Raw genomic sequence first — 19,665 nt, forward strand, 5'->3', positions numbered from 1 at the left:
CCGCTGACCGGGCGGCCGCCGGCGGCGCGGGCGCCGCAGCCGCGGCGTCCAAAATCGTTGGACAACCCGTACGGCCCGTCGCGATCGTGAAGAGATGCGACACGAGGAGATCTGGGACGCCGACACGGCCGCGCGTTACGACACGCCGGGCGTCGGAATGTTCGCGCCCGAGGTCGTCGGACCGGCCGTGGACCGTCTCGCCGAGCTCGCGGACGGCGGGCGGGCGCTGGAGTTCGCCGTCGGCACCGGCCGCCTGGCCGTCCCGCTCGCCGGCCGCGGGGTGCCCGTCACCGGCGTCGACCTGTCAGGCCCGATGATCGAGCTGCTCCGGACGAAGGCGGACGAGGAGACGATCCCCGTCGTCGCCGGCGACATGGCGACCGTCACCGCCCCGGGGCGGTACACGCTCGTCTACCTCGTCTACAACACGATCGCGAACCTGCTCACGCAGGCGGAGCAGGTCGCGTGCTTCCGCAACGCCGCCCGCCACCTCGTCCCCGGCGGCCGGTTCGTGATCGAGCTCTGGGTGCCCGAGCTGCGCAAGCTCCCGCCGGGTCAGCAGGCCACGGTGTGGCACTGCGAGCCCGGCTACATCGGCCTGGACACCTACGACGTCCTGCGCCAGCACGTCGTGTCGCACCACTTCACGTTCGACGACAGCAGGCAGGCGCGGCTGACGCGCACCCCGCACCGGTACATCTGGCCGGCCGAGCTCGACCTCATGGGCCAGCTCGCCGGGTTCGAGCTGGAGAGCAGGCACGCGGACTGGGCCGGAACCGAATTCACCGACGAGTCACGCACCCACGTGTCGGTCTACCGCCTCCCTGCGGACGCCTGACGTCGCCCCGGGGAGGAAGGACCGCGGCAAAACTCGGCAAACAACCGCTATCAGCACCAGAAACCTCACCAGGCACGATGGAGGATAGAAAGGTCATTTTGCAAGGGACACCTCGCGGGCCGCTCGTCGGCGGTCCGTTCACGAGGGTTACGCATTCGGGGGAGGAACCATGACCGTGACCGAGGCGACCCGAACGGGCCAATCGACGCGGACGTCCCGGGGCCGCACGACGACCGCGACCCCTGCCACAACCGCCCAGAAGCCGGTGCCCACGCCGCCGGTGTCCGCGGAGAAGACGGACCAGGGATTCAACCTGAGCCTGCCGTTCCTGCGGATCCAGGTCCGGCCGCCGGACATGCACCTGCCGCACGTGGGGCTGCCGAAGATGAACCGGCGCGACATGGGACACGCCGTGGACATCGCACGGACGTTCCTGCCGCCGCCGGAGCGCATCGTCTACTACGGCGGGCTTGGCGCGCTGGCCGCGATCGGGCTGCTCGACTGGCCGGTGGCGGCCGCCATCGGCGCCGGCACGATGATCGCCCAGCGGACACGGGCGAAGGACCAGCGCTGGTCGCCGCTGCGCGGGCAGCAGGAGCAGCCGGGACGGCAGGACACCGGGGCCACCGGGACCACCGGGACCACCAGGGCCGGCGGCCGGACCACCGGGGGCAGGACCGCCGCACAGACGGGGGCCGGCACGACGACCGGCCGCGCCGCGGGCCAGAGGGCCGAGGCGCGGACCACGGCCAGAGGCACGACGGCCCGTTCCAGGGCCGGAACGAAGTGACGGGCCCCGTCAGCACGCCGTCCTGACGACGGGACGACCGGCCGGCGTCACGACCCCCGGGTCGCGACGCCGGCTTCGCCATGTCCGCTCATCTGCGACGATCGACGTCACGGACAGTGAACGGTCACTGACAGTTCACCAAACGGTAACCTGAATGATGCCGATCTGGGAGGTTTATCGGTCACTCTTCCATAGAAGCCACTTTGTCCATCCGAGGTATACCGTGTCTGATTTCCTCGCCGCCATTCTCGCCAAGGCGGCTCTGATGGTCCTGGAGGCCCTGCTCATGCGGCTCCTCCAGGCTCTGGTGACGTCGTCGTTCCGCGTCATGGCTCCGCAGGCGGCCTGACCGCCCACTCCATCGCCACGCCGGATCGGCGCCGCCCCTCGTCCACCCGGCCGCACGACGGCCGGGTCCCGCGGTCCCGCCGTACGGACCGCGTCCGCACCCCGGTTCCGCCTACCCCGATTCGCGCCGTCCGCGGCGCCCCTCCCGCTTCCCCGGCTCCCGGCCCGGACATGCGACGGGGACGAGGTCGCGGAGGCCGTCCCGGCCTCTCCGCGTTCCCTCGTCCCCGGTGACGGCGCCCGGTCGCGCCCGCAACGGCGGGCGCCGGACCGGCGCCGTGGTTCCCGCCCTCGGGCGGGTCAGTCCGTGAAAGCGTCCTTCACCTTGCCGGCGGCGTCCTTGACCTTCTCGCCCGCCTGCTTCATGCGGCTCTTCGACTGGTCGGCCTGACCCTCGGCCTCGAGGCTCTCGTCGTCGGTCACCTTGCCGAGCCCTTCCTTGGCCTTGCCGGTGACCTCTTCGGTCTTGTTGCGGAACTTGTCCTCCGTGCTCATCGGTCGTGCTCCTCTCCCGTGGTTAGGCGACCCCACCCCTCTTTCCGCTGGTGGGCGCCCTAAACGCGGCGTACCCGGGCGTGACCGGCGTCACGGTCATCACATTGATAAAACCCACAAAACGGGAAGAACGGACGAAACGGGCGTACTCTTGGAGTAACGGATCCACTACCGTCCCAAGAAGGGTGGTGTGACGGATGAGCCACAGTGCGGACATCGGGACGCACCCCGACATCATGCAGATGCGCGCCCGCTACGACACCGCGGCCGCCAATCCCGCAGCACAGCTGGCAGACGGGTTGACGCTGCTCAGCGGCATGTACCTGGCGCTCTCGCCATGGATCGTGGGGTTCGACCGGATGACCCCTCTAACCGTCAACAACCTGATCACGGGTATCGTGGTCGCGCTTCTCGCTCTCGGCTACAGCTCGGCCTTCGGCCGCACCTACGGCATCTCCTGGGTGGCTCCCGTGATCGGCCTGTGGACCATCGTCGCGCCGTGGATCATCCGGGGAGGCATGGCCACCACGGGGACGATCGTGAACAACGTGATCGTCGGCGCGCTCATCCTGATCCTGGGCCTGGCCACCATGCGGTTCGGCATGATGGAGCGCGGCCGGCCGGGCGGTTTCCGAAGCGCCGCGGCCTGACGGAGCGCCACGAGTCCCCCCGGACCCCCTGACCCGCCGCGGGCAGGGGGTTTCTCGCGTCCCGTCAGCCGTTCGCGCAGACGAACGGGGGTGGCGGCGGGGCCTCCCCAGCACACCCGCCGCCTCCCCCGGTCTCCCCTGATCACGACGACCGGCCGGGTCACCGTTGTGCTGCAGACGATAGACGGCGCCAGGTAAGCGTCCGGTGAACGCGGATGTGCCGATCCTTCCCCGCCGAGGCCCGCTACTTCCCGGGTACCCGGTCTTTGACCTCGTCGTAGCCGACCTTGGCGGGCGCCTCGGCCGGCGAGTAGATCGTGCGGATCACGCCCGTCGGAAACACCTCGGCCGCGATCGTCTTGAGGTGGTACGGCGCGTCGCCGTCGTCGAACAGCCTGCGGCCCTTGCGCGCCGCCACCGGGTGCACGAGCAGGCGCAGCTCGTCGACCAGCCCCGCGGCGAGCAGTTGCTGCACCACGGAGATCGAGCCGGGGATCAGGATGCCTCTGATGCCGGCGTCGGCCTTGAGCGTGGCGACGGCCTCGAGAAGGTCGCCCTCGATCCGCTCGGAGTTGCGCCAGGTGAACTCCAGCGGCCGGCGTGAGACGACCACCTTGCGCATGTCCCCGAGTTGCTTGGCGAACGGTGCGTCGTCCCCGCCCGCCGCCTCGCGGCCGGGCCACGCTCCGGCGAAGCTGTCGTAGGTCTCGCGGCCGATGAGAAGCACGTCGGAGGTGTCGTAGTCATCGGTGACGGCGCGGCCCATGTTCTCGTCGAAGTACGGGAAGTGCCAATCAGGGTCGATCTCGGCCACGCCGTCGGCCGAGATGAACAGAGTGGAGATGACCTTTGCCATCGTGGTGATCCCTTCGAGCTCGGGTGGTGTCGTGGACTGGTACGGCATCCGCGTCTCGTCGTCCGGCCACGGATCCGTCCCCGATGGCGATCACGGCCGCGCTCGGCGGGAGGGCGGTCCGGTGGGACGGCGGACGTGTCCGGAGCGAGGATGAAGCGGTTGGTTCAGCGGGTTCGGTGGCAGACCGCCTCGACGTTGTTGCCGTCGGGATCGCGGACGAAGGCGCCGTAGTAGTCCGGGTGGTACTCCGGCCAGACCCGCGGCTCATGCAGGACCTCCGCGCCGGCGCCGACGGCCGCCGCGAAGAAGTCATCGACGGACCGGCGGACGGTCGCCGCGAAAGCGACGTGCGACTCACGGAAACCGTCGCCGGTCGCCTGCTGTCCGATCCAGAACGTGGGGCGGTCGACGCCGTACCCGATCACCGGACCGAACTCCATGATCCGCCGGCCGCCGAGCGGCGCCAGAACAGCGTCGTAGAAGGCCGCGCTCCTGACGACGTCTCCGCACTGAATCGAAAAGTGATCAAGCATGGCGGCAGTCTGCCAGACGTCACCGACAAGCAGCGTGATGACGGAGAGCGCGGCCCCGTGCCGGGCCGCGGTCAGCGATCGAGGAGCGCGAACAGGCGCTCCCACCGGTCCACGACCGCGTCCGGCGAGAACCGCCGGACGGACTCCCGGGCGGCCCCGCCGAGCCGTCGGCGCAGCGCGTCGTCCTCCATGAGCCGGATCAGCGCGCCGGCGAACCCGGCCGTGTCGCCCGGCGGGACGAGGAGCCCGCCGGCCTCGTGGGCCACCAGCTCGCGGACCCCGGGGGCGCAGTCGGACGCCACGACCGGCAGGCCGTACGCCATGGCCTCCATGACGGACATGGGGAAGCCCTCCTCCCGGGACGACAGCGCGAACACCGAGCCGCCGGTGAGCGCCCGCTCCAGGTCGTGGGTGGGCCCGGGGAACTCGACGGCGCCGTCCACTCCGAGCTCGCTCGCGAGCGCCCGGATTCCGGGCTCCTCGGGGCCGGAGCCGTACAGCCGCAGCCGCCAGCCGGGGTAGCGCGGGGCCACCCGCGCCCAGGCCTCCAGCAGCAGGTCCAGGCCCTTCTCGTACGACATGCGGCCCAGCCACACCACGACCCGCTCGTCCAGCGAGGCCGTACGGGAGGGGTGGACGTGGAGCGGGTTCGGCATCGCGGCGGCGGCCGGCATGCCCGCCACGGCCCAGGCGTCGGCGTCCTCCTGGGTGAGCGCGAGGAAGGCGTCGGCGCCGGAGAAGTACCTCTTCACCCGTTCGTAGCGGGAGGACGACCGGGTCGCGGCGTACGACTCGTGGCTCATGCCGACGACCGTCATCCCCCGGGTTTCGGCGAGCGCCACCCACTCCATCGCCCACACCTGGGCGGCGATGACGACGGCCCCCGGGCCGGCCGTGCGGAAGATCTCCGTCAGCCGTCCCGCGGCCCTGCGCATGCCGGCGCGCCGCACGGCCATGCGGGTCCAGGCGGCCGCGTCGAGCCGGTCGAGGGCGGTGCGGGGCCGCCACCTCGGCGCGGGCGGCCGCCCGTACAGCACCGAGATCTCGTACGGCGTGTCCCGGCCGTAGTCGTGGGGGTCGTCGGCGTGCGTGACCCCGACCAGGCGCACCCGGTGGCCGCGCTCGGCCAGCAGCCGGCCGATCTGGTGGGCCCAGCGCTGGAGCCCGCCCAGCTCCTCCACGTTGTTGCAGACGACGAACACGTCCCGGTGCTCACCCACGGGGGCCTCCGGCGAAGATCGCGTCGACGACGGCCTTGGCCGCCGAGCCGGTGTCGTACTCCCCGAACCGCTCGGCGAAGCGCCGCCGCCGCCCGGCGTGCCGGTCCGGGCCGGAGCGGGCCTCCCGCAACGCGTCGAACAGCTCGTCCTCCCCGGTGACGACGGGCCCGGGCGCCACCTCGGCGAGGTCGAAGTAGGCGCCCCGCCGGCTCACGTAGGCGTCGGCGTCGGGGGTGTGGAACACCATGGGCCGGTCGAGCAGCGCGTAGTCGAACATCAGGGACGAGTAGTCGGTGACGAGCACGTCCGACAGCAGCAGCAGCGGGGTCACGTCGTGCACATCGCCGACGTCGACGACCGCGTGCCCGAGGCCGGGCGGCACCACGACCGCGCTGAGGTAGTGGGCGCGCACCAGCAGGACGTGGGTGCCGCCCAGCTCCCGTGCGAAGCGGCCGAGGTCGAACGGGATCTCGAAGCGCCGCTCCGGCCTGCCCTTCTCGTCGGCGCGGAACGTCGGCGCGTACAGCACGACGGTCCGGCCGGCCGGCAGCCCCAGCCTGCGCCGCAGCGCGTCCAGCTCCCCGGGGTCGCCGCCGTTGACGAGCGGGTCGTTGCGCGGGTAGCCGGTGGGCAGCAGGTCCGCCGTCACGCCGAGGCCCCGGACGAGGGTGCGCCGGTCGTGCTCCGAGCGGATGAGGAAGTGGTCGTACCGCTCCACCATGGCGCGCATCCGCTCGCGCCGGGCGCGGGTGCCCGCCTTCGTCCGCGGCTCGTCGAGGCCCATCCGCTTGTACGCCGAGCCGTGCCAGGTCTGGAGGTACGTCGTCTCCGGCCGCTTGACCAGCCCCGCGGGGAAGCCCTGGTTGTCCACCCAGAACTCGGCCCGCGCGAGCGCGTGGTAGTAGGCCCAGGAGCCGCGCCTGACCAGCTCGGCGTCCGCGGGGAAGCCCTTGGCGGCGCCGCGGTGCGACCAGACGGCCCGGTGGCCGGTCTTCCGGCGGCGCAGCTCCTCGTAGACGTACTTGGGGTTGTCGGAGTACTGCGCCCCGAGGTGGCTTTCGAACACGACGGTCCCCCGCCGGATCGGGAGCCGCCGCAGCAGCGCGTTGTAGACGGCGATCTTGGTCCTGCGGCTCCTCAGCGCGGCGAGGACCGCGCGCTCGCGCCGGGTCACGGCCCGCCAGATCCGGGCGCCACCGCCGCTCGCCGCGATCCTGCGGGCCAGGGGCAGGGTCGCTCTCGCGATCGCGCCCCTCGCCACCGTGCGGAGGGCGAGCTCGCCCGACTCCGGCACGTAGAACTCCATGAAGTCGCCGGCCAGGCGGGTCAGACGCGGCCGGACGGCCAGTCCGGGCTCCTCGTAGCCGACGTCGGAGGAGGTGAGCCGGACCGTGACGTTCCGCCCGTCGGCCGACAGCACCAGCCACAGCCCGAACGTCTGGTCCACGAGGCCGATCGGCCTGATCACCCGTCCGGGGCGGAAGGACGCCTCCCACCGGATGCGCCTGCCGTCCGTGGAGACGGCGGCCGGCACCGAGAACGCCCTGCCCTTGCGCTGCCGGTCCCGGAACTCCAGCCTTCCGGTGAGGCGGTCCGGGGCGATGCGGCCCAGCGGGTTCACCGCGTCGCCGGCGACGCGCACCTCGCTCCCCCGCCGGGTCACCGAGGTCACGCGCCCGCCCAGCTTGAACGACCGGAACGGCGCGCTGTGCACGCCGAGGTCGGTCACGTCGAGCACGCGCCGGGCGAACGCGCCGTCGAGATGGCGGTCGCACCAGTAGACGCGGCCGTCGCGCTCGACCAGGTCGGTCGACAGCGTCGGGCGCACGCCCTTCCTCGGCCGGTAGTCGGCCGCCGCCAGCGCCGCGTCGTAGTCGCCGCGCAGGACCATCAGCCCGGCGATCGCGGGGATCGGCCGGCCCTCCTCGAACGCGGCGGGCCCCAGCTCCGCGAGGTACTCCCGGGCCAGGTCGAGGAACTCCCGGCGGTACTCCGCGTCCCGGCTGCGCAGCTCCCGCAGGTAGAGGATCAGGTCGTGGTTGAGGAACTTGGCGTCCTTGCGGCGCTTGAGCCCGGCCGCGCCGTGCCGCCGGAACTCCTCGTCGACGGCCCGGTGCACGGCCAGCCGGTCGGCGAAGTTGCGCAGGTCCGCCCGGCGGTTCGTGATGGACAGGTTCGGCCCGCGGCGCACGACGGCCCAGTTGTAGACCCGGTGCGGGACGACCGCGATCCGCCGGGCGGCCAGGTACGCCTGGGCGCTCCACAGCAGGTCCTCGTAGTGGAGACCCTCGACGAAGCGGAGCCCGGCCCGCTCGATGAAGTCGCGGCGGTAGCACTTGTTGGTGCTGAGCGTGTCGTACAGGAGATCGGGGTTGTCGAGGACGCTCTCGTAGACCGCCGAGCGCCGGTACTGGCCGGGGTACCAGGCGCGCTCCTCGCCCGTGTCCGTGAACACCCGCACGCAGCGGCCGGAGACGAGGTCGGCGCCCGTCTCCTCGGCCGCGGCCAGCAGGGTGCGGCAGGCGTGCCGGTCGAGGGTGTCGTCGCTGTCGAGGAACATCACGTGGTCGCCGCGGGCGTGCTCCAGGCCCGCGTTGCGCGGCCGGCCGCATCCGCCCGAGTTCTCCGGCAGCCGCACGACCCGCACCCGGCCGGGGTGGGACGCGGCGAACCGCTCGGCGACCCGGGCCGAGCCGTCCGTGCTCGCGTCGTCGACGATCACCACCTCGACCGACCGCAGGGACTGCTCCAGCACGGACCGCACCGCGTCCGGCAGCCGGCGGGCGTCGTTGTAGACGATCACCACCACGCTGACCGCGACGCCGCCGGACGCCCCCTGCGAGGACACCACGGGCACCCACCACCCCTCGATGACTACTACCGCCGTAGTAGTCGCGAGATGCTAGTACCCGCTCGGTTAACTCCCGGTTTACGGAGTTAGCGCAGTGTGTCGGAAATGTTCACGCATGCGAGGTGAGCGTGGTGGGCTCCGACCTCTCGAACAGCGACTCGGTGTCGGCCCTGGCCTCGTTCACGGCGATCAGGCACAGGGTCAGGACCGCCACGAGCGCGGCCACCGCGAACGGCCGCCGCCGCGGCGGGGCGTCGAGCAGGCAGGTGATCCGGTCGGGCACGGCGCCGTCGCTGAAGGCCAGCGCGGCCGGTCCCGCGGCGTGCCTGCTGGTCGCGAGCGCGGCGCGGATGACGGCGCGGGCGGCCAGGCGGCGGTCGCCCACGTGGGCGGCGGCCCGCTCGTCGGCCCACCGCTCGGTCGTGTACTCAACGGTCCGCGGCAGCGCGGCGAGCATCGGGTTCAGCGCGGCCGTGACGGCCGCGGCGAGTCGGTAGAGGTGGTGGCGGTCGCTCAGGTGGGCCCGCTCGTGCGCCAGCAGCACCCGCCGCTCCTCGGCGGTCAGCGCGCGGAGCATCCCCGTCGTGACGACGATCCGGCCCGCGCGCCGCCCGGGCACGGCCCGGGCCCGGGGCACCGCGTCCCTGACGATGATCAGGTCGCCGGCGCCGGGGTGGGCCCCGCGGCACGCGCGGGCGGCCTCCGTGAGGGCCAGGCCCCGCCGTACGGCGGTCGCTGCGGCGAGGACGGCGAGCACGGCCAGCGCCCCCAGCGCGACCTGGCCGACCAGCGGCGGCACGGGGTCGTTGGCCTTCAGCAGCCGCACCGACCAGTCCCCGAACGCGGCCACGGCCGGAAGCTGGCCGACGTAGGTGCCGGCGAGCGCGGCCAGCGCGAACGCCGTGCTCAGCGCGCACGCGGCGCCCGAGGCGACCAGCAGCCGGGTGCCCGTAGCCGGCGCCAGCCGCCGTCCGAAATGCGGGATCGTCAGCCCGAGCAGGGCCGACACGAGGAACGGCAGGTAGACGACGAGGCGCATGTCAACCGTCGACCTCCCGGAGCAGCCGCTGCAGCACCTGCTCGTCGTCCGGCGACAACCGGGAGACGAACTCGGCCAGCACGGCGGCGCGGTTGCTGCGGCGCGCCAGCAGGTCGCGCATGGCGTCCGCCGTGTGCGCGGCCTCGCCGACCGCGGGGGCGTAGACGAACCCGCGACCGGCCCGCTCCCGCGTGGCCAGGCCCTTGCGGTGCAGCCGGGCCAGCGTGGTCATCACGGTCGTGTAGGCGAGCGAGCCGCCCAGCTCCGCCTGGACGTCGGCCGGGCTCATCGGCCCGGCGGCGGCCCACAGCGCGGCGAGGACCTCGTCCTCCAGCATCCCGGGCGACCTCTTGTCGGAGTGTCCCTGATCCCCGGCCATGGGAACGCGCCTCCCTTTTCACCACGTCCTACTATCGGGATAGTAGAAACTATCGGGGTAGTAGTTCAGGAGCCTACACGGGCGAAGGAGGCGGCGGATGGAACCGTCGGAGGACGGCACGGCAGGCGAAGGGGGCCGCATGACGGTGCGCTACCTCCTCATGAACGCCTACAGCGTCGGCGGCACGATCCGTACCGTGATCAACCAGGCGAACGCGATGGCCGCCGCGGGACACGACGTCGACCTCGTCAGCGTCTTCCGGACCCGGCAGGAGACGAGGTTCCCCGTCGACCCCCGGGTGCGGCTGCGCTCCCTCGCCGACCTGCGCGGACCCGAGTGGCGGCACCCGCTGCGCTCCTGGCTCGTCCGCCGTCCGAGCGCCCTCGTGCCGCCCGCCGAGGTCCGGTACACGACGTTCAACCGCTTCAGCGACCCGCGGATCGTCGCCTACCTGCGGACCCTGCGCGGCGGCGTGCTGGTCACGACGCGGCCCGCGCTGAACCTGCTGGCAGCCCGGTTCGCGCCGGGGGACGTGGTCCTGGTGGGGCAGGAGCACATGCACCTCGACTCGCACAAGGCCGGCCTGCGGGCCGAGATCGAGCGCTGGTACCCCCGGCTCGACGCGCTGGCCGCGCTCACCGAGACCGACGCCGCCCGGTACGGCGCGCTGCTCGCGGAAAGCGGCGCCGCGGTGGTCGCGATCCCGAACGGGCTCACCCCGGCCGAGCGGCGCCCGGCGGACGTGGGCGGCACCACCGTGGTGGCGGTCGGCCGGCTGACCCCGCAGAAGGGGTTCGACATGCTGATCAGGGCGTTCGCCGCCGTCGCCGCGGCCCATCCGGAGTGGCGGCTGCGCATCTACGGGGATGGCAGGGAGCGGGCGCGGCTGCTCGGGCTCGCCGCCCGCCTGGGCCTGCGCGACCGCGTCTTCCTGATGGGGACGACCATGAAGATCGAAAAGGAGCTGGCGAAGGGGTCGCTGTTCGTGCTCAGCTCCCGGTCCGAGGGCTTCGGCATGGTCCTCATCGAGGCCATGGCCCACGGACTGCCCGTCGTCAGCTTCGACTGCCCCGAGGGCCCCGCGGAGATCGTCACGCCGGAACGGAACGGCCTGCTGGTCCCGCCCAAGGACGTGGACGCCCTCGCGGCCGCGATCACCCGCCTCGTGGAGGACCCGGCGCTGCGCGCGTTCCTGGGGGCGGCCGCCCGCGCGTCGTCGGCCCGATACGAGATGGACGTGGTCCACGCCCGCTGGGAGGCCCTGTTCGCCCGGCTCCTGGCGGCCCGGGAGAACGCCGGAATTCAGGGAGGTACGCTCGGAAAGGCCGCGAACCGGTGACGAGAGGACGACCGCCGATGACCACCACAGCCCCCGTCGCGAGCCCCGTCGACTTCGCCGCCTTCGGCGACTACACGGTCAAGGCCGCCACCCGGCCCGACGGCTCCTTCGTCCGCCCGCTCTACCCGTTCAGGGACCGGATCACGGCGAACGGCTCCAGCGGGTTCCCCGCCGAGCCCGGCCGCTACCACCTCTACGTGTCGCTGGCCTGCCCGTGGGCGCACCGTTCGGTCATCGTCAGGGCGCTGCTCGGGCTGCAGGACGTGGTGTCGATGTCGGTGGTCGACCCGATCCGCGACGGGCGCGGCTGGGCGTTCCGCGAGGGGCCGGGCCACGGGCCGGACGAGGTGAACGGCTTCACGCTGCTGCGCGAGGCGTACGAGGCGACCGAGCCGGGGTACGACGGCCACGTCTCGGTGCCCGTGCTGTGGGACCGGCGCACGGGCCGGATCGTCAGCAACAACTTCCCCGACATCAGCATCGACCTCGGCACCCAGTTCCGCGCGTGGGCCGCGCCGGGGATCGACCTCTACCCCGAGCCCCTCCGCCCGGAGATCGACGCCCTCAACGACACGGTGTACGCCACCGTCAACAACGGCGTCTACCGGTGCGGCTTCGCCGAGAGCCAGGCCGCCTACGACGAGGCGGTGACCGCGTTGTTCGCCACGCTCGACGAGCTGGAGGAGCGGCTGGCCGGCCGCCGGTACCTGTTCGGCGACCGCGTCACCGAGTCGGACGTGCGCCTGTGGGTGACGCTCGCCCGGTTCGACTCCGTCTACGTGACGCACTTCAAGGCCAACCTGCGGCGGCTGTCGGACTACCCCAACCTGTGGCGGTACGCCCGCGACCTCTACGGGAACCCGGCGTTCGGCGGCACCACCGACTTCGGCCACATCAAGCGGCACTACTACGGCACCCACCCGCGGCTCAACCCGCTGCGGATCGTCCCCGCCGGTCCCGTGATCGACTGGAGCCTCCCTCAGGAGGGGTGACCGGGGAGCGCGGCGCAGAGCCGGTCCAGCTCCTCCTCCGTGTTGTAGTAGTGGACCGAGGCCCGGACCATCGGCGGCAGCCCGCGGGCCTCGAAGTCCCACCGTGCCGAGGCCGGCCAGGACACCGACACGTTGATCCCCTGTTCCGACAGCGCGCGGGCGACGCCGGCGCTCTCGTGGCCGTCGACGGTGAACGTCACGATGCCGCAGCGCCGGGCGCCGAGGTCGCGCACCGTCACGCCGGGGAGCGCGCGCAGGCGCTCGCGCAGGGCCTCCGCCAGCCCGGTCACCCGCTCCTCGATCGCGTCCAGGCCGAGGCCGAGGGCGTAGCCGGCGGCCACCCCCAGGCCGATCTTGCCGGCCACGAAGCCCTCCCAGTTCTCGAACCGGCGGGCGTCGTCGCGGACCGTGTAGCCCCGGGCCGAGGTCCAGGTCGCCGCGTGCAGGTCGAGGAACGGCGGCTCCAGGTCACGGAGAATCCGGCGCGAGCAGTACAGGAACCCGGTGCCCCGGGGTCCGCGGAGGAACTTGCGGCCGGTGGCCGACAGCAGGTCGCAGCCGATCTCGCGGACGTCAACCCGCATCTGGCCGACCGACTGGCACGCGTCGAGCAGATAGGTCACCCCGGCCTCGCGGGCCACCCGGCCGATCTCGGCCGCCGGGTTGACCAGGCCGCCCTGGGTGGGCACGTGGGTGACGGCGATGAGCCGCACCCGCTCGTCGATCATGTCGCGCAGGGCTCCGGCGGACAGCGCGCCGCTCTCGTCGTCCGGGACCGCCTCGACGCGCACGCCATGGCGCCACGCGATCTGGAGGAACGGGATCACGTTGCCGGCGTACTCGGCGCGGGACGTGAGGATCCTGTCGCCCTCCCGCCAGGGCAGCGAGTAGAAGGCCATGTCCCAGGCGCGGGTGGCGTTCTCCACGATGGCGATCTCGTCGCGGCCGGCCCCGACGAGCGCGGCCAGCGCGTCGTAGGCGTGCTCGGTCCGCCCCTCCTCGGCGCGGGCGGCCCTGTAGCCGCCGATCCGCTCCTCCAGCCGCAGGTGCCCGATGACGGCGTCGGCCACCGGCCGCGGCGGCAGGGACGATCCCGCGTTGTCGAGGTGGACCACCTCCGCGCATCCCGCCGTGTCGGCCCGCACCCGCTCGACGTCGATCACCACGGCCACCTCCGCGCACGGTCCGGAACGACCATTCTGCCCGCCTGATCACCGAGGTGATCGGACGGCGTCCCGTCCCAGCACGTGGTGGTCGACGAGGTCGAGCAGGGCCCGCACGGCCGCGCTGGGCCGCCGGGTGGCCGAGGTGGCCACGGACAGCGACCAGGTCAGGGTGACGCCGGCGGTCCGCAGGACCCGCAGGTCGGGGTCGTGCGGCGCGACGAACTCGGGCAGGAACGCGACGCCGAGACCGTGCCGGACGTAGGCCGAGCCGGTCCCGATGTCGGCCACCTCAAGCCGGACCCGCCGCTCCACCCCGGCGGCGGCGAAGGCCCGGTCCACGACGGTCCGGTTGCCGTACCCGGGCGGGAAGTCGATGAACTCCTCCTCCGACAGCCGCGCCAGCGGGACGGCCTCCTCCCCCGCCAGCGGATGGTCGGCCGGCACGACGAGCACCAGCGGCACCGCCGCCAGCTCCCGCATGGCGAGCCCCGGCAGGGGCCCGGGCAGCGAGACGAACGCGGCGTCGAGCTCCCCGGCGACCAGCGCCTGCGCCAGCCCGGCCGAGCCGGTCGGCGCGATCCGCAGGCGCATGGTCACGCCGGGATGCTCCGCGTGGAAACGCCCGAGCAGGGCGGGCAGGTCGACGAGCGGCACCGAGGTCAGCGTGCCGATGTCGATCGTACCGCGTAGCCCGCCCTCGGCCGCCTGGACGGCCTCCCGGGCCGAGCGGACCGCGTCCAGCACGGCTCTGGCCTCCGGAAGCAGCACGCACCCGGCGTCGGAGAGCGAGACCCGCTGCGAGGTGCGGTCGAACAGCGTCACCCCGAGCTCCCGCTCCAGCGACCGGATGGCGGCCGAGACCCCGGACTGCACGACGTGCAGCCGCCGGGACGCACGAGTGAAGTTCAGCTCCTCGGCGACGGCCACGAAGTACTCGAGGTGACGCAGCTCCATCCTGCGATTATCACAGATCGTAATTGATCTCAGCACGAGCATTCGTTGGACTAGATCGCTGGGTGGTGGCCATCCTTGTCGTGGACGAGGACCACCGCGAGCGAATGGACGAGACGTGCCCACCGCCCACCGGACGCAGATCGAGATCCGCCGGCCCGGCGGCCGTCCCTCCGCGTCCCACCACGCCGGCTTCTGGTTCGCCGCCGTCGCCTTCGCCGTCCAGATGGGGTTCGGCACGGCGCCCACCCCGCTCTGGCCGCTGTACGCGGCCCGCGACGGCTTCGGGCCCACGACGGTGACGGTCGCCTTCGCCCTGCTCATGGTGGGGGCGGCCGCGAGCTTCCGCACCCTCGGCCACCTGTCCGACCGGCACGGCCGGCGGCGGGTGATCGTGCCGGCGCTGCTGCTGGCGACGGCCGCCGCCCTCGTGCTCCTCGCGTGGCCCTCGCTCCCCGGTCTGCTCGCCGGGCGGCTGCTGACCGGCGTGGCCCTCGGGATGATGGCCTCCACGGCCACGACGTACCTGTCCGACCTGTACGGCCGGGCGCACCCCGGCCGCCCGGGGTCGGGCGTGCCCGCCATGGTGGCGACCGCGGCCAACCTGGGCGGCCTCGCGCTCGGCCCGCTGATCGCCGGGATCGTCGCCGAGTGGGCGCCCCACCCGCTGGCGGTGACGCAGGGCGCTTTCGCCGCCGCGATGGCGGTCTGCGCCGCGCTCGTGGCGCTCAGCCCGGAGACGGTGGACGCCGGGGGACGCCGGCGGGAGCGGCCCGCCCGCTTCGCGCTCGCGCCGGGCGGCCGGACCACCTTCACGGCCGCGGGCGGCCTGGGGTTCACGGCGTTCGCGTCCTTCGGGCTGTTCTCGTCCCTGGGCGCGATCATGATCAGAGAACGGCTCGGCATCGGCTCCCCGCTCGTGGGCGGGCTGCCCGGGTTCGTCACGTTCCTGGCCGCCGCGGGGGGCCAGCTCGCCCTCGGGCACGCCGCGCCCCGGCGGATCCTCCTGACCGGGCTCGCGCTGTTCCCCGCCGGACTTGCGCTGGTCGCCGTGTCGCTCGGCCACCCGGCCCTGTGGCTCTACCTGCTCGCCTCGGCCGCGGCGGGAGCGGGAGCCGGGCTGCTGTTCAAGGGCGGCGTCGGCGCGGCCGGCCGGGTGGCCGTCCCGGCCTCGCGGGCGGGCGTGCTCGCCGTGTTCTTCGTCATCGCGTACGCCGGCATGGGCCTGCCGGTGATCGGGTTCAGCGTCGCGATCCAGGGATTCGGGCTGCCGGCCTCGATGATCGGCTTCGCCGTCCTGCTGTCGGCGGGGGCGGCCGCGTCGGTGGCCGCCCTGCCGGGCGGAGCCGGCGCCTGAGGCACAGGCGCTGTTCTATTCGCGAATCGGGGCTCGCATAATCGGGACATGACCGAAACGAGCCCCGCCCGTGCGGAGGGGTGGGCGTTCCTGACCAACCACGCGCACGTGCTGCTGGCCATCGCCCGCGACCCCGACGCCCGGCTGCGCGACGTGGCCGAGGCCGCCGGCATCACCGAGCGCGCCGCCCAGGCCATCGTGGGCGACCTGGAGGAGGCCGGCTACCTGCGCCGGGAGCGGGTGGGCCGCCGCAACCACTACGAGATCAACGCGCTGGCCCGGCTGCGGCATCCCGCGGAACGGGAACACGGCGTCGCCGACCTGCTCGCCCTGTTCGGACCCCGGCCCGCCCTTGACGGCGGAAGTTGATTTCGTGAATACTGGAACGTAGTTCGAGGGGGAGTACCCGCACGCCTCAGCGTCGTCACCACGGCCGCCGCCGACCGGCGGTCCGGCGCGAGGGCCGTCATCCGGCCCGGGGAGACCGTCGACCCGCTCTGTCCGCCGTATGGCGGAGATGGAGAGGTTGACGACGATGCCGTCGAATGTCCCGTTGTGGGCGTGGGCCGCCGTTCTCGCGGTCATCCTGCTGATGCTCGCGATCGACCTGGTGGCCCACCGCAAAGCCCACGTCGTCGGGATCCGGGAGGCCCTCGCCTGGTCGGGGGTCTGGGTGGCGCTCGGCCTCGGGTTCGGGGCCGTGGTCTGGCTGACGCTCGGCCCGGACGCCGGGGGGCAGTACCTGGCGGGATACCTCATCGAGAAGTCCCTCGCCGTGGACAACGTGTTCGTGTTCGCGCTGCTGTTCGGCTTCTTCGCAGTGCCACGGGAGCTCCAGCACCGGGTGCTGTTCTACGGCGTGCTCGGGGCGCTCGTCTTCCGCGCCCTGTTCATCGGCGTGGGCGCCGTGCTCCTGCAGAACTTCCACTGGGTGCTCTACGTCTTCGGGGCGTTCCTGCTCTACACGGGCGTGAAGATGGCCCGCCACTCCGCCGTCGAGGTGCACCCGGACCGCAACCCGGTGCTGCGGGCCATGCGCCGGATCGTGCCGGTCGCCGGGGAGTACCACGGCGCCCGCTTCTGGATCCGCGACAACGGGCGGCTGGTCGCCACCCCGCTGATGGCCGTGCTCGTCGCGGTCGAGACCACGGACATCGTCTTCGCCGTCGACTCGATCCCGGCGATCTTCGCGGTGACGAACGACACATTCCTGGTGTTCACGTCCAACGCGTTCGCGATCCTGGGCCTTCGGGCCATGTACTTCCTGCTCGCCGGGGCCATGCACCGGTTCGGCCACCTCCGGTACGGCCTGGCCGCGATCCTGGTGCTGGTGGGCGTGAAGATGCTGCTCGCCGACGTGTACAAGGTGCCCGTCTGGCTGTCGCTGTCCGTGATCGCGGCCTGCCTCGCGGCCTCGGTCGCCTGGAGCCTGGCCGCGAGCCGCCGGTCGGAGCACGTCCCCGAGCCGTCCCGCGAGTGACGGCCGGGCGCGACGGCGGCGGAACCGGGCCTCGCGCGCGGAGGCGGGCTCGCCCTACGCTGCGGAGATCGACGATCTGGCAACGTGGCCGGCGGCGCGGGACGACCGGCCGCCGGCACGCGGGAGGAGAGGTATCCGCCGTGGTGAACGGATCCGCCCCGGACGACGCCGCCGCGGTCGCGCTGACGAGGGTGACCGGCCTGCGCGACTGGTACGCCCGGCAGGCGGCCAGGGCCAGGCTCGGCCACCGGGGCACCGAACTGGGCGTCATCGTGCTCGGCGCGGCCGTCCCGCTGACGGCGGCGCTGGGGCTGGGCAGCACGGTCGCCGCCGTGCTCGGCGCCGGGGTCGTCGTCCTGACGGGCGTCCGCGGGCTGTACCAGTGGCACGAGAACTGGCTCGCCGCCATCGACGCGCAGCTGTCCCTCGAGACCGAGCTCGCGCTGTTCGCGGTGGGCGCGTCCCCCTACGACGGACCCGACCGCGCGGCGGTCCTGATCCGGACGGCCGAGGCGGTGAAGACGGCGGACGCGCGGCAGTGGAGCAGCCGTCGCCGCGCGGCTCGCCTCCCCGACGGCGCCGGCGCCGGTTCCGCGGCCGACCTCAGCTGACCGCGCGGGGCCGGCGCCGTACCGCGGCCGACTCCAGTTAAGGCACGCCGCCGGTTCTGCGGCCGACTCCGGCTGATCGCGTGAGGCGGGCGCGGGCGGGGTCAGGAGAGGGCCTGGCCGACCGGGTGGCGGCGGGCCAGCCGCAGCAGGGCCTGCACCGACGGCTCGACCGGCCCGAGGCCGGGCCGCCACCACGCCTGTACGGCCACCGTCGCCGGCACGGGGACGTCGAGGGCCACCAGGTCGCCCGACGCGAGATCGGCGGCCACCGCGAGCCGCGGCAGCAGGCCCACGCCGCGCCCCTGGGCGATCATCCGTCCGAGCGCGGCCTTCGAGCCGGTGACCACGGTGCGGGAGTCCCCGGGAGCCGCGCCGTCAGGCCGGGAGCCGAGATGGGAGTAGAGCATCTGCGAGGTGCAGCCCTCCTCGGCGAACACGAACAGGGCGGCCGCGAGCGCCTCGGGGGTCGCGGCGCCCGGCTCGGCCAGCGGGTGGCCGGGCGCGGCGACCAGCACCACCCGGTCCCGGCCGATCACCGCGTGCGGGCCCGGCGCCGGCGCCCCGTTGTCGTACAGGAACAGCAGGTCGAGCCGTCCCTCCGAAAGGGCCTCGCGGAGCCGCTCGCGGGTGTCGACGGTCAGCGTCACGTCGACCGCCGCGCCGCGCCCCGCGGCGCCATGGCCGAGGGCGGTGAGCAGGTCGGGCAGCCAGTGGAAGGCCAGCGTCTCCTGCGCGCCGACCCGCAGCCGGGGCCGCAGGCCCGCGACGGCCCGCCGCATGCGCTCGTCGAGGTCGAGGGCCTCCCGCGCGTACGGCAGGAGCGTCAGCCCGGCCTCGGTTGGGGTCGCGCCCGAGCTGCTCCTGCGCAGCAGCGCGACGCCGAGCTCCCGCTCCAGGCGGCCGAGCTGCGCGCTGAGGCTCGACTGGGCGTAGCCGAGCTTCTCGGCCGCCGGGGAGATCCCACCGAGGTCGGCCACGGTCACGAACGCCTGCAGGAGCCGCGAATCCACCGGCTCATCGTCGCATCGGACACTCCGATGGGGCCATCGGTTATCCGGCGTGGCCGGTTCCGGGGTCTCGCCGCGACCCTCGGCACATGGCACTCATCACCGCCCGGGGGCCGCGCACCGCCCCCGCCTTCGCCGCCGTCGCGGCGGGCAACTTCCTGGTGCTGCTCGACACCTCGATCCTCAACGTCGCCCTCCCCGATCTGCGCCGCGACCTCCAGGCCCCCGTCGCCGCGCTCCCGTGGGCCGTCGACGCGTACACGGTCGTCTTCGCGGGGCTGCTCCTCGCGTCGGGATCGCTGGCCGACCGGTGGGGGCCGCGCCGGGTCTACCGGGTGGCGCTGGCGGCGTTCGGCCTGGTGTCCCTGCTCTGCGCGGCCGCGCCCGGCGCCGGGGCGCTGATCGGCGCCCGCGCCCTGCTGGGCGTCGCGGCGGCCGGGCTCGTCCCGGCGTCGCTCGCGGTGCTGGCCGCGCTGTACCCCGAGCCCGCCCGCCGGGCCAGGGCCGTGGGCGCGTGGGCGGCCGTCACGAGCCTCGGCCTGATCAGCGGCCCGGTGCTCGGGGGCGTCCTCGTCGCGCTCGGCGGGTGGCGGCTGGTCTTCCTGGTCAACCCGCCCGTCGCACTGCTCGCCCTCCTCGTGTCGCGCGGGCTGCCGTCCGGGCCCGCCCGCGCTGGGCGTCCCGTGGACCGCGCGGGCCTCGCCCTGTCGGTGGCCGGGCTCGGCTGCCTCGCGTTCGGGCTCATCGGCGCGGGGACCGAGGG

The 19,665-nt window shown here is 73.5% G+C and carries 21 protein-coding genes; 11 read left to right on the top strand and 10 right to left on the bottom strand.

Annotation, left to right across the window (positions count from 1 at the left end; all coding sequences use genetic code 11):
• Positions 1-94: 94 nt before the first annotated feature.
• From MPTA5024_RS03570 to MPTA5024_RS44145, 3 genes are all read left to right on the top strand, one after another.
• Positions 95-838 carry a class I SAM-dependent methyltransferase gene (locus tag MPTA5024_RS03570; RefSeq protein WP_036319823.1) on the top strand — a complete coding sequence of 248 codons (744 nt, stop codon included), beginning with the start codon at positions 95-97 and terminating at the stop codon, positions 836-838.
• A gap of 169 nt (positions 839-1,007) precedes the next feature.
• Positions 1,008-1,628 carry a hypothetical protein gene (locus MPTA5024_RS03575; RefSeq protein WP_051457660.1) on the top strand — a complete coding sequence of 207 codons (621 nt, stop codon included), beginning with the start codon at positions 1,008-1,010 and terminating at the stop codon, positions 1,626-1,628.
• Between the two features lie 223 nt (positions 1,629-1,851).
• Positions 1,852-1,977 (top strand): hypothetical protein, encoded by a 126-nt coding sequence (locus MPTA5024_RS44145; RefSeq protein ID WP_269750532.1) that lies wholly within the window; start codon positions 1,852-1,854, stop codon positions 1,975-1,977.
• A 299-nt stretch (positions 1,978-2,276) separates the two neighbouring features.
• Here the strand turns inward: MPTA5024_RS44145 and MPTA5024_RS03585 are convergent, their stop codons facing one another.
• Positions 2,277-2,471 carry a CsbD family protein gene (locus MPTA5024_RS03585; RefSeq protein ID WP_036319828.1) on the bottom strand — a complete coding sequence of 65 codons (195 nt, stop codon included), beginning with the start codon at positions 2,469-2,471 and terminating at the stop codon, positions 2,277-2,279.
• A gap of 197 nt (positions 2,472-2,668) precedes the next feature.
• Between MPTA5024_RS03585 and MPTA5024_RS03590 the strand changes: the two genes are divergently transcribed.
• Entirely contained in the window at positions 2,669-3,121 is a 453-nt protein-coding gene (locus MPTA5024_RS03590) for an SPW repeat protein (RefSeq protein WP_036319831.1), read from the top strand.
• Between the two features lie 244 nt (positions 3,122-3,365).
• On the opposite strand, the gene MPTA5024_RS03595 is transcribed toward MPTA5024_RS03590, so the two are convergent.
• The 6 genes from MPTA5024_RS03595 to MPTA5024_RS03620 all read right to left on the bottom strand — a co-directional run bounded on the left by MPTA5024_RS03595 (position 3,366) and on the right by MPTA5024_RS03620 (position 9,999).
• On the bottom strand, positions 3,366-3,977 hold the full coding sequence (locus MPTA5024_RS03595) for a dihydrofolate reductase family protein (RefSeq protein WP_036323016.1): 612 nt from the start codon (positions 3,975-3,977) through the stop codon (positions 3,366-3,368).
• A 164-nt stretch (positions 3,978-4,141) separates the two neighbouring features.
• Positions 4,142-4,510, bottom strand: coding sequence for a VOC family protein (locus tag MPTA5024_RS03600; RefSeq protein WP_036319836.1), 369 nt, complete (start codon positions 4,508-4,510; stop codon positions 4,142-4,144).
• Between the two features lie 71 nt (positions 4,511-4,581).
• A complete protein-coding gene (locus MPTA5024_RS03605) occupies positions 4,582-5,730 on the bottom strand; it encodes a glycosyltransferase (protein ID WP_036319839.1) in 1,149 nt (382 codons plus the stop codon).
• A complete protein-coding gene (locus tag MPTA5024_RS03610; protein WP_232326151.1) occupies positions 5,723-8,587 on the bottom strand; it encodes a bifunctional glycosyltransferase/CDP-glycerol:glycerophosphate glycerophosphotransferase in 2,865 nt (954 codons plus the stop codon). The genes MPTA5024_RS03605 and MPTA5024_RS03610 overlap by 8 nt, the downstream gene beginning before the upstream one ends.
• Positions 8,588-8,690: 103 nt before the next feature.
• Entirely contained in the window at positions 8,691-9,620 is a 930-nt protein-coding gene (locus MPTA5024_RS03615; protein ID WP_036319840.1) for a M56 family metallopeptidase, read from the bottom strand.
• 1 nt (position 9,621) lies between these two features.
• Positions 9,622-9,999 carry a BlaI/MecI/CopY family transcriptional regulator gene (locus MPTA5024_RS03620; protein WP_036319841.1) on the bottom strand — a complete coding sequence of 126 codons (378 nt, stop codon included), beginning with the start codon at positions 9,997-9,999 and terminating at the stop codon, positions 9,622-9,624.
• A 139-nt stretch (positions 10,000-10,138) separates the two neighbouring features.
• On the opposite strand from MPTA5024_RS03620, the gene MPTA5024_RS03625 reads away from it, so the two are divergent.
• Both MPTA5024_RS03625 and MPTA5024_RS03630 read left to right on the top strand, forming a co-directional pair.
• Positions 10,139-11,338, top strand: coding sequence for a glycosyltransferase family 4 protein (locus MPTA5024_RS03625; RefSeq protein WP_051458008.1), 1,200 nt, complete (start codon positions 10,139-10,141; stop codon positions 11,336-11,338).
• Positions 11,339-11,355: 17 nt separating this feature from the next.
• Entirely contained in the window at positions 11,356-12,330 is a 975-nt protein-coding gene (locus tag MPTA5024_RS03630; RefSeq protein WP_036319842.1) for a glutathione S-transferase family protein, read from the top strand.
• On the opposite strand, the gene MPTA5024_RS03635 is transcribed toward MPTA5024_RS03630, so the two are convergent.
• Positions 12,318-13,493, bottom strand: coding sequence for an aminotransferase class V-fold PLP-dependent enzyme (locus tag MPTA5024_RS03635; RefSeq protein ID WP_332310599.1), 1,176 nt, complete (start codon positions 13,491-13,493; stop codon positions 12,318-12,320). The genes MPTA5024_RS03630 and MPTA5024_RS03635 overlap by 13 nt on opposite strands.
• 48 nt (positions 13,494-13,541) lie before the next feature.
• Complete coding sequence (locus MPTA5024_RS03640) at positions 13,542-14,450, bottom strand: LysR family transcriptional regulator (RefSeq protein ID WP_036319850.1); 909 nt, start codon at positions 14,448-14,450, stop codon at positions 13,542-13,544.
• Between the two features lie 115 nt (positions 14,451-14,565).
• On the opposite strand from MPTA5024_RS03640, the gene MPTA5024_RS03645 reads away from it, so the two are divergent.
• From MPTA5024_RS03645 to MPTA5024_RS03660, 4 genes are all read left to right on the top strand, one after another.
• Positions 14,566-15,804, top strand: coding sequence for an MFS transporter (locus tag MPTA5024_RS03645; RefSeq protein ID WP_232326153.1), 1,239 nt, complete (start codon positions 14,566-14,568; stop codon positions 15,802-15,804).
• A gap of 48 nt (positions 15,805-15,852) precedes the next feature.
• Complete coding sequence (locus tag MPTA5024_RS03650; protein WP_036319855.1) at positions 15,853-16,173, top strand: helix-turn-helix transcriptional regulator; 321 nt, start codon at positions 15,853-15,855, stop codon at positions 16,171-16,173.
• A 166-nt stretch (positions 16,174-16,339) separates the two neighbouring features.
• Positions 16,340-17,284 carry a TerC family protein gene (locus MPTA5024_RS03655; protein WP_036323027.1) on the top strand — a complete coding sequence of 315 codons (945 nt, stop codon included), beginning with the start codon at positions 16,340-16,342 and terminating at the stop codon, positions 17,282-17,284.
• A gap of 140 nt (positions 17,285-17,424) precedes the next feature.
• A complete protein-coding gene (locus MPTA5024_RS03660; RefSeq protein ID WP_036319858.1) occupies positions 17,425-17,895 on the top strand; it encodes a DUF4231 domain-containing protein in 471 nt (156 codons plus the stop codon).
• 101 nt (positions 17,896-17,996) lie between these two features.
• On the opposite strand, the gene MPTA5024_RS03665 is transcribed toward MPTA5024_RS03660, so the two are convergent.
• Positions 17,997-18,905 carry a LysR family transcriptional regulator gene (locus MPTA5024_RS03665; protein ID WP_036319861.1) on the bottom strand — a complete coding sequence of 303 codons (909 nt, stop codon included), beginning with the start codon at positions 18,903-18,905 and terminating at the stop codon, positions 17,997-17,999.
• An 86-nt stretch (positions 18,906-18,991) separates the two neighbouring features.
• On the opposite strand from MPTA5024_RS03665, the gene MPTA5024_RS41785 reads away from it, so the two are divergent.
• Positions 18,992-19,665, top strand: a 674-nt coding sequence (locus MPTA5024_RS41785) for an MFS transporter (protein ID WP_198166933.1), incomplete at its 3' end; no start/stop codon positions are given.

It is taken from the genome of Microbispora sp. ATCC PTA-5024 (assembly GCF_000511135.2).
Classification (GTDB): domain Bacteria; phylum Actinomycetota; class Actinomycetes; order Streptosporangiales; family Streptosporangiaceae; genus Microbispora; species Microbispora corallina.

Excerpts from the sequence above, each read along its gene's own strand:
- MPTA5024_RS03570 (WP_036319823.1), top strand. The coding sequence starts at position 95 with ATGCGACACGAGGAGATCTGGGACGCCGACACGGCCGCGCGTTACGAC.
- MPTA5024_RS03595 (WP_036323016.1), bottom strand. The coding sequence starts at position 3,977 with ATGGCAAAGGTCATCTCCACTCTGTTCATCTCGGCCGACGGCGTGGCC.
- MPTA5024_RS03630 (WP_036319842.1), top strand. The coding sequence starts at position 11,356 with ATGACCACCACAGCCCCCGTCGCGAGCCCCGTCGACTTCGCCGCCTTC.
- MPTA5024_RS03640 (WP_036319850.1), bottom strand. The coding sequence starts at position 14,450 with ATGGAGCTGCGTCACCTCGAGTACTTCGTGGCCGTCGCCGAGGAGCTG.
- MPTA5024_RS03590 (WP_036319831.1), top strand. The coding sequence starts at position 2,669 with ATGAGCCACAGTGCGGACATCGGGACGCACCCCGACATCATGCAGATG.
- MPTA5024_RS03655 (WP_036323027.1), top strand. The coding sequence starts at position 16,340 with ATGCCGTCGAATGTCCCGTTGTGGGCGTGGGCCGCCGTTCTCGCGGTC.
- MPTA5024_RS03615 (WP_036319840.1), bottom strand. The coding sequence starts at position 9,620 with ATGCGCCTCGTCGTCTACCTGCCGTTCCTCGTGTCGGCCCTGCTCGGG.
- MPTA5024_RS03585 (WP_036319828.1), bottom strand. The coding sequence starts at position 2,471 with ATGAGCACGGAGGACAAGTTCCGCAACAAGACCGAAGAGGTCACCGGC.
- MPTA5024_RS03650 (WP_036319855.1), top strand. The coding sequence starts at position 15,853 with ATGACCGAAACGAGCCCCGCCCGTGCGGAGGGGTGGGCGTTCCTGACC.
- MPTA5024_RS03620 (WP_036319841.1), bottom strand. The coding sequence starts at position 9,999 with ATGGCCGGGGATCAGGGACACTCCGACAAGAGGTCGCCCGGGATGCTG.
- MPTA5024_RS03575 (WP_051457660.1), top strand. The coding sequence starts at position 1,008 with ATGACCGTGACCGAGGCGACCCGAACGGGCCAATCGACGCGGACGTCC.
- MPTA5024_RS03600 (WP_036319836.1), bottom strand. The coding sequence starts at position 4,510 with ATGCTTGATCACTTTTCGATTCAGTGCGGAGACGTCGTCAGGAGCGCG.
- MPTA5024_RS03625 (WP_051458008.1), top strand. The coding sequence starts at position 10,139 with ATGACGGTGCGCTACCTCCTCATGAACGCCTACAGCGTCGGCGGCACG.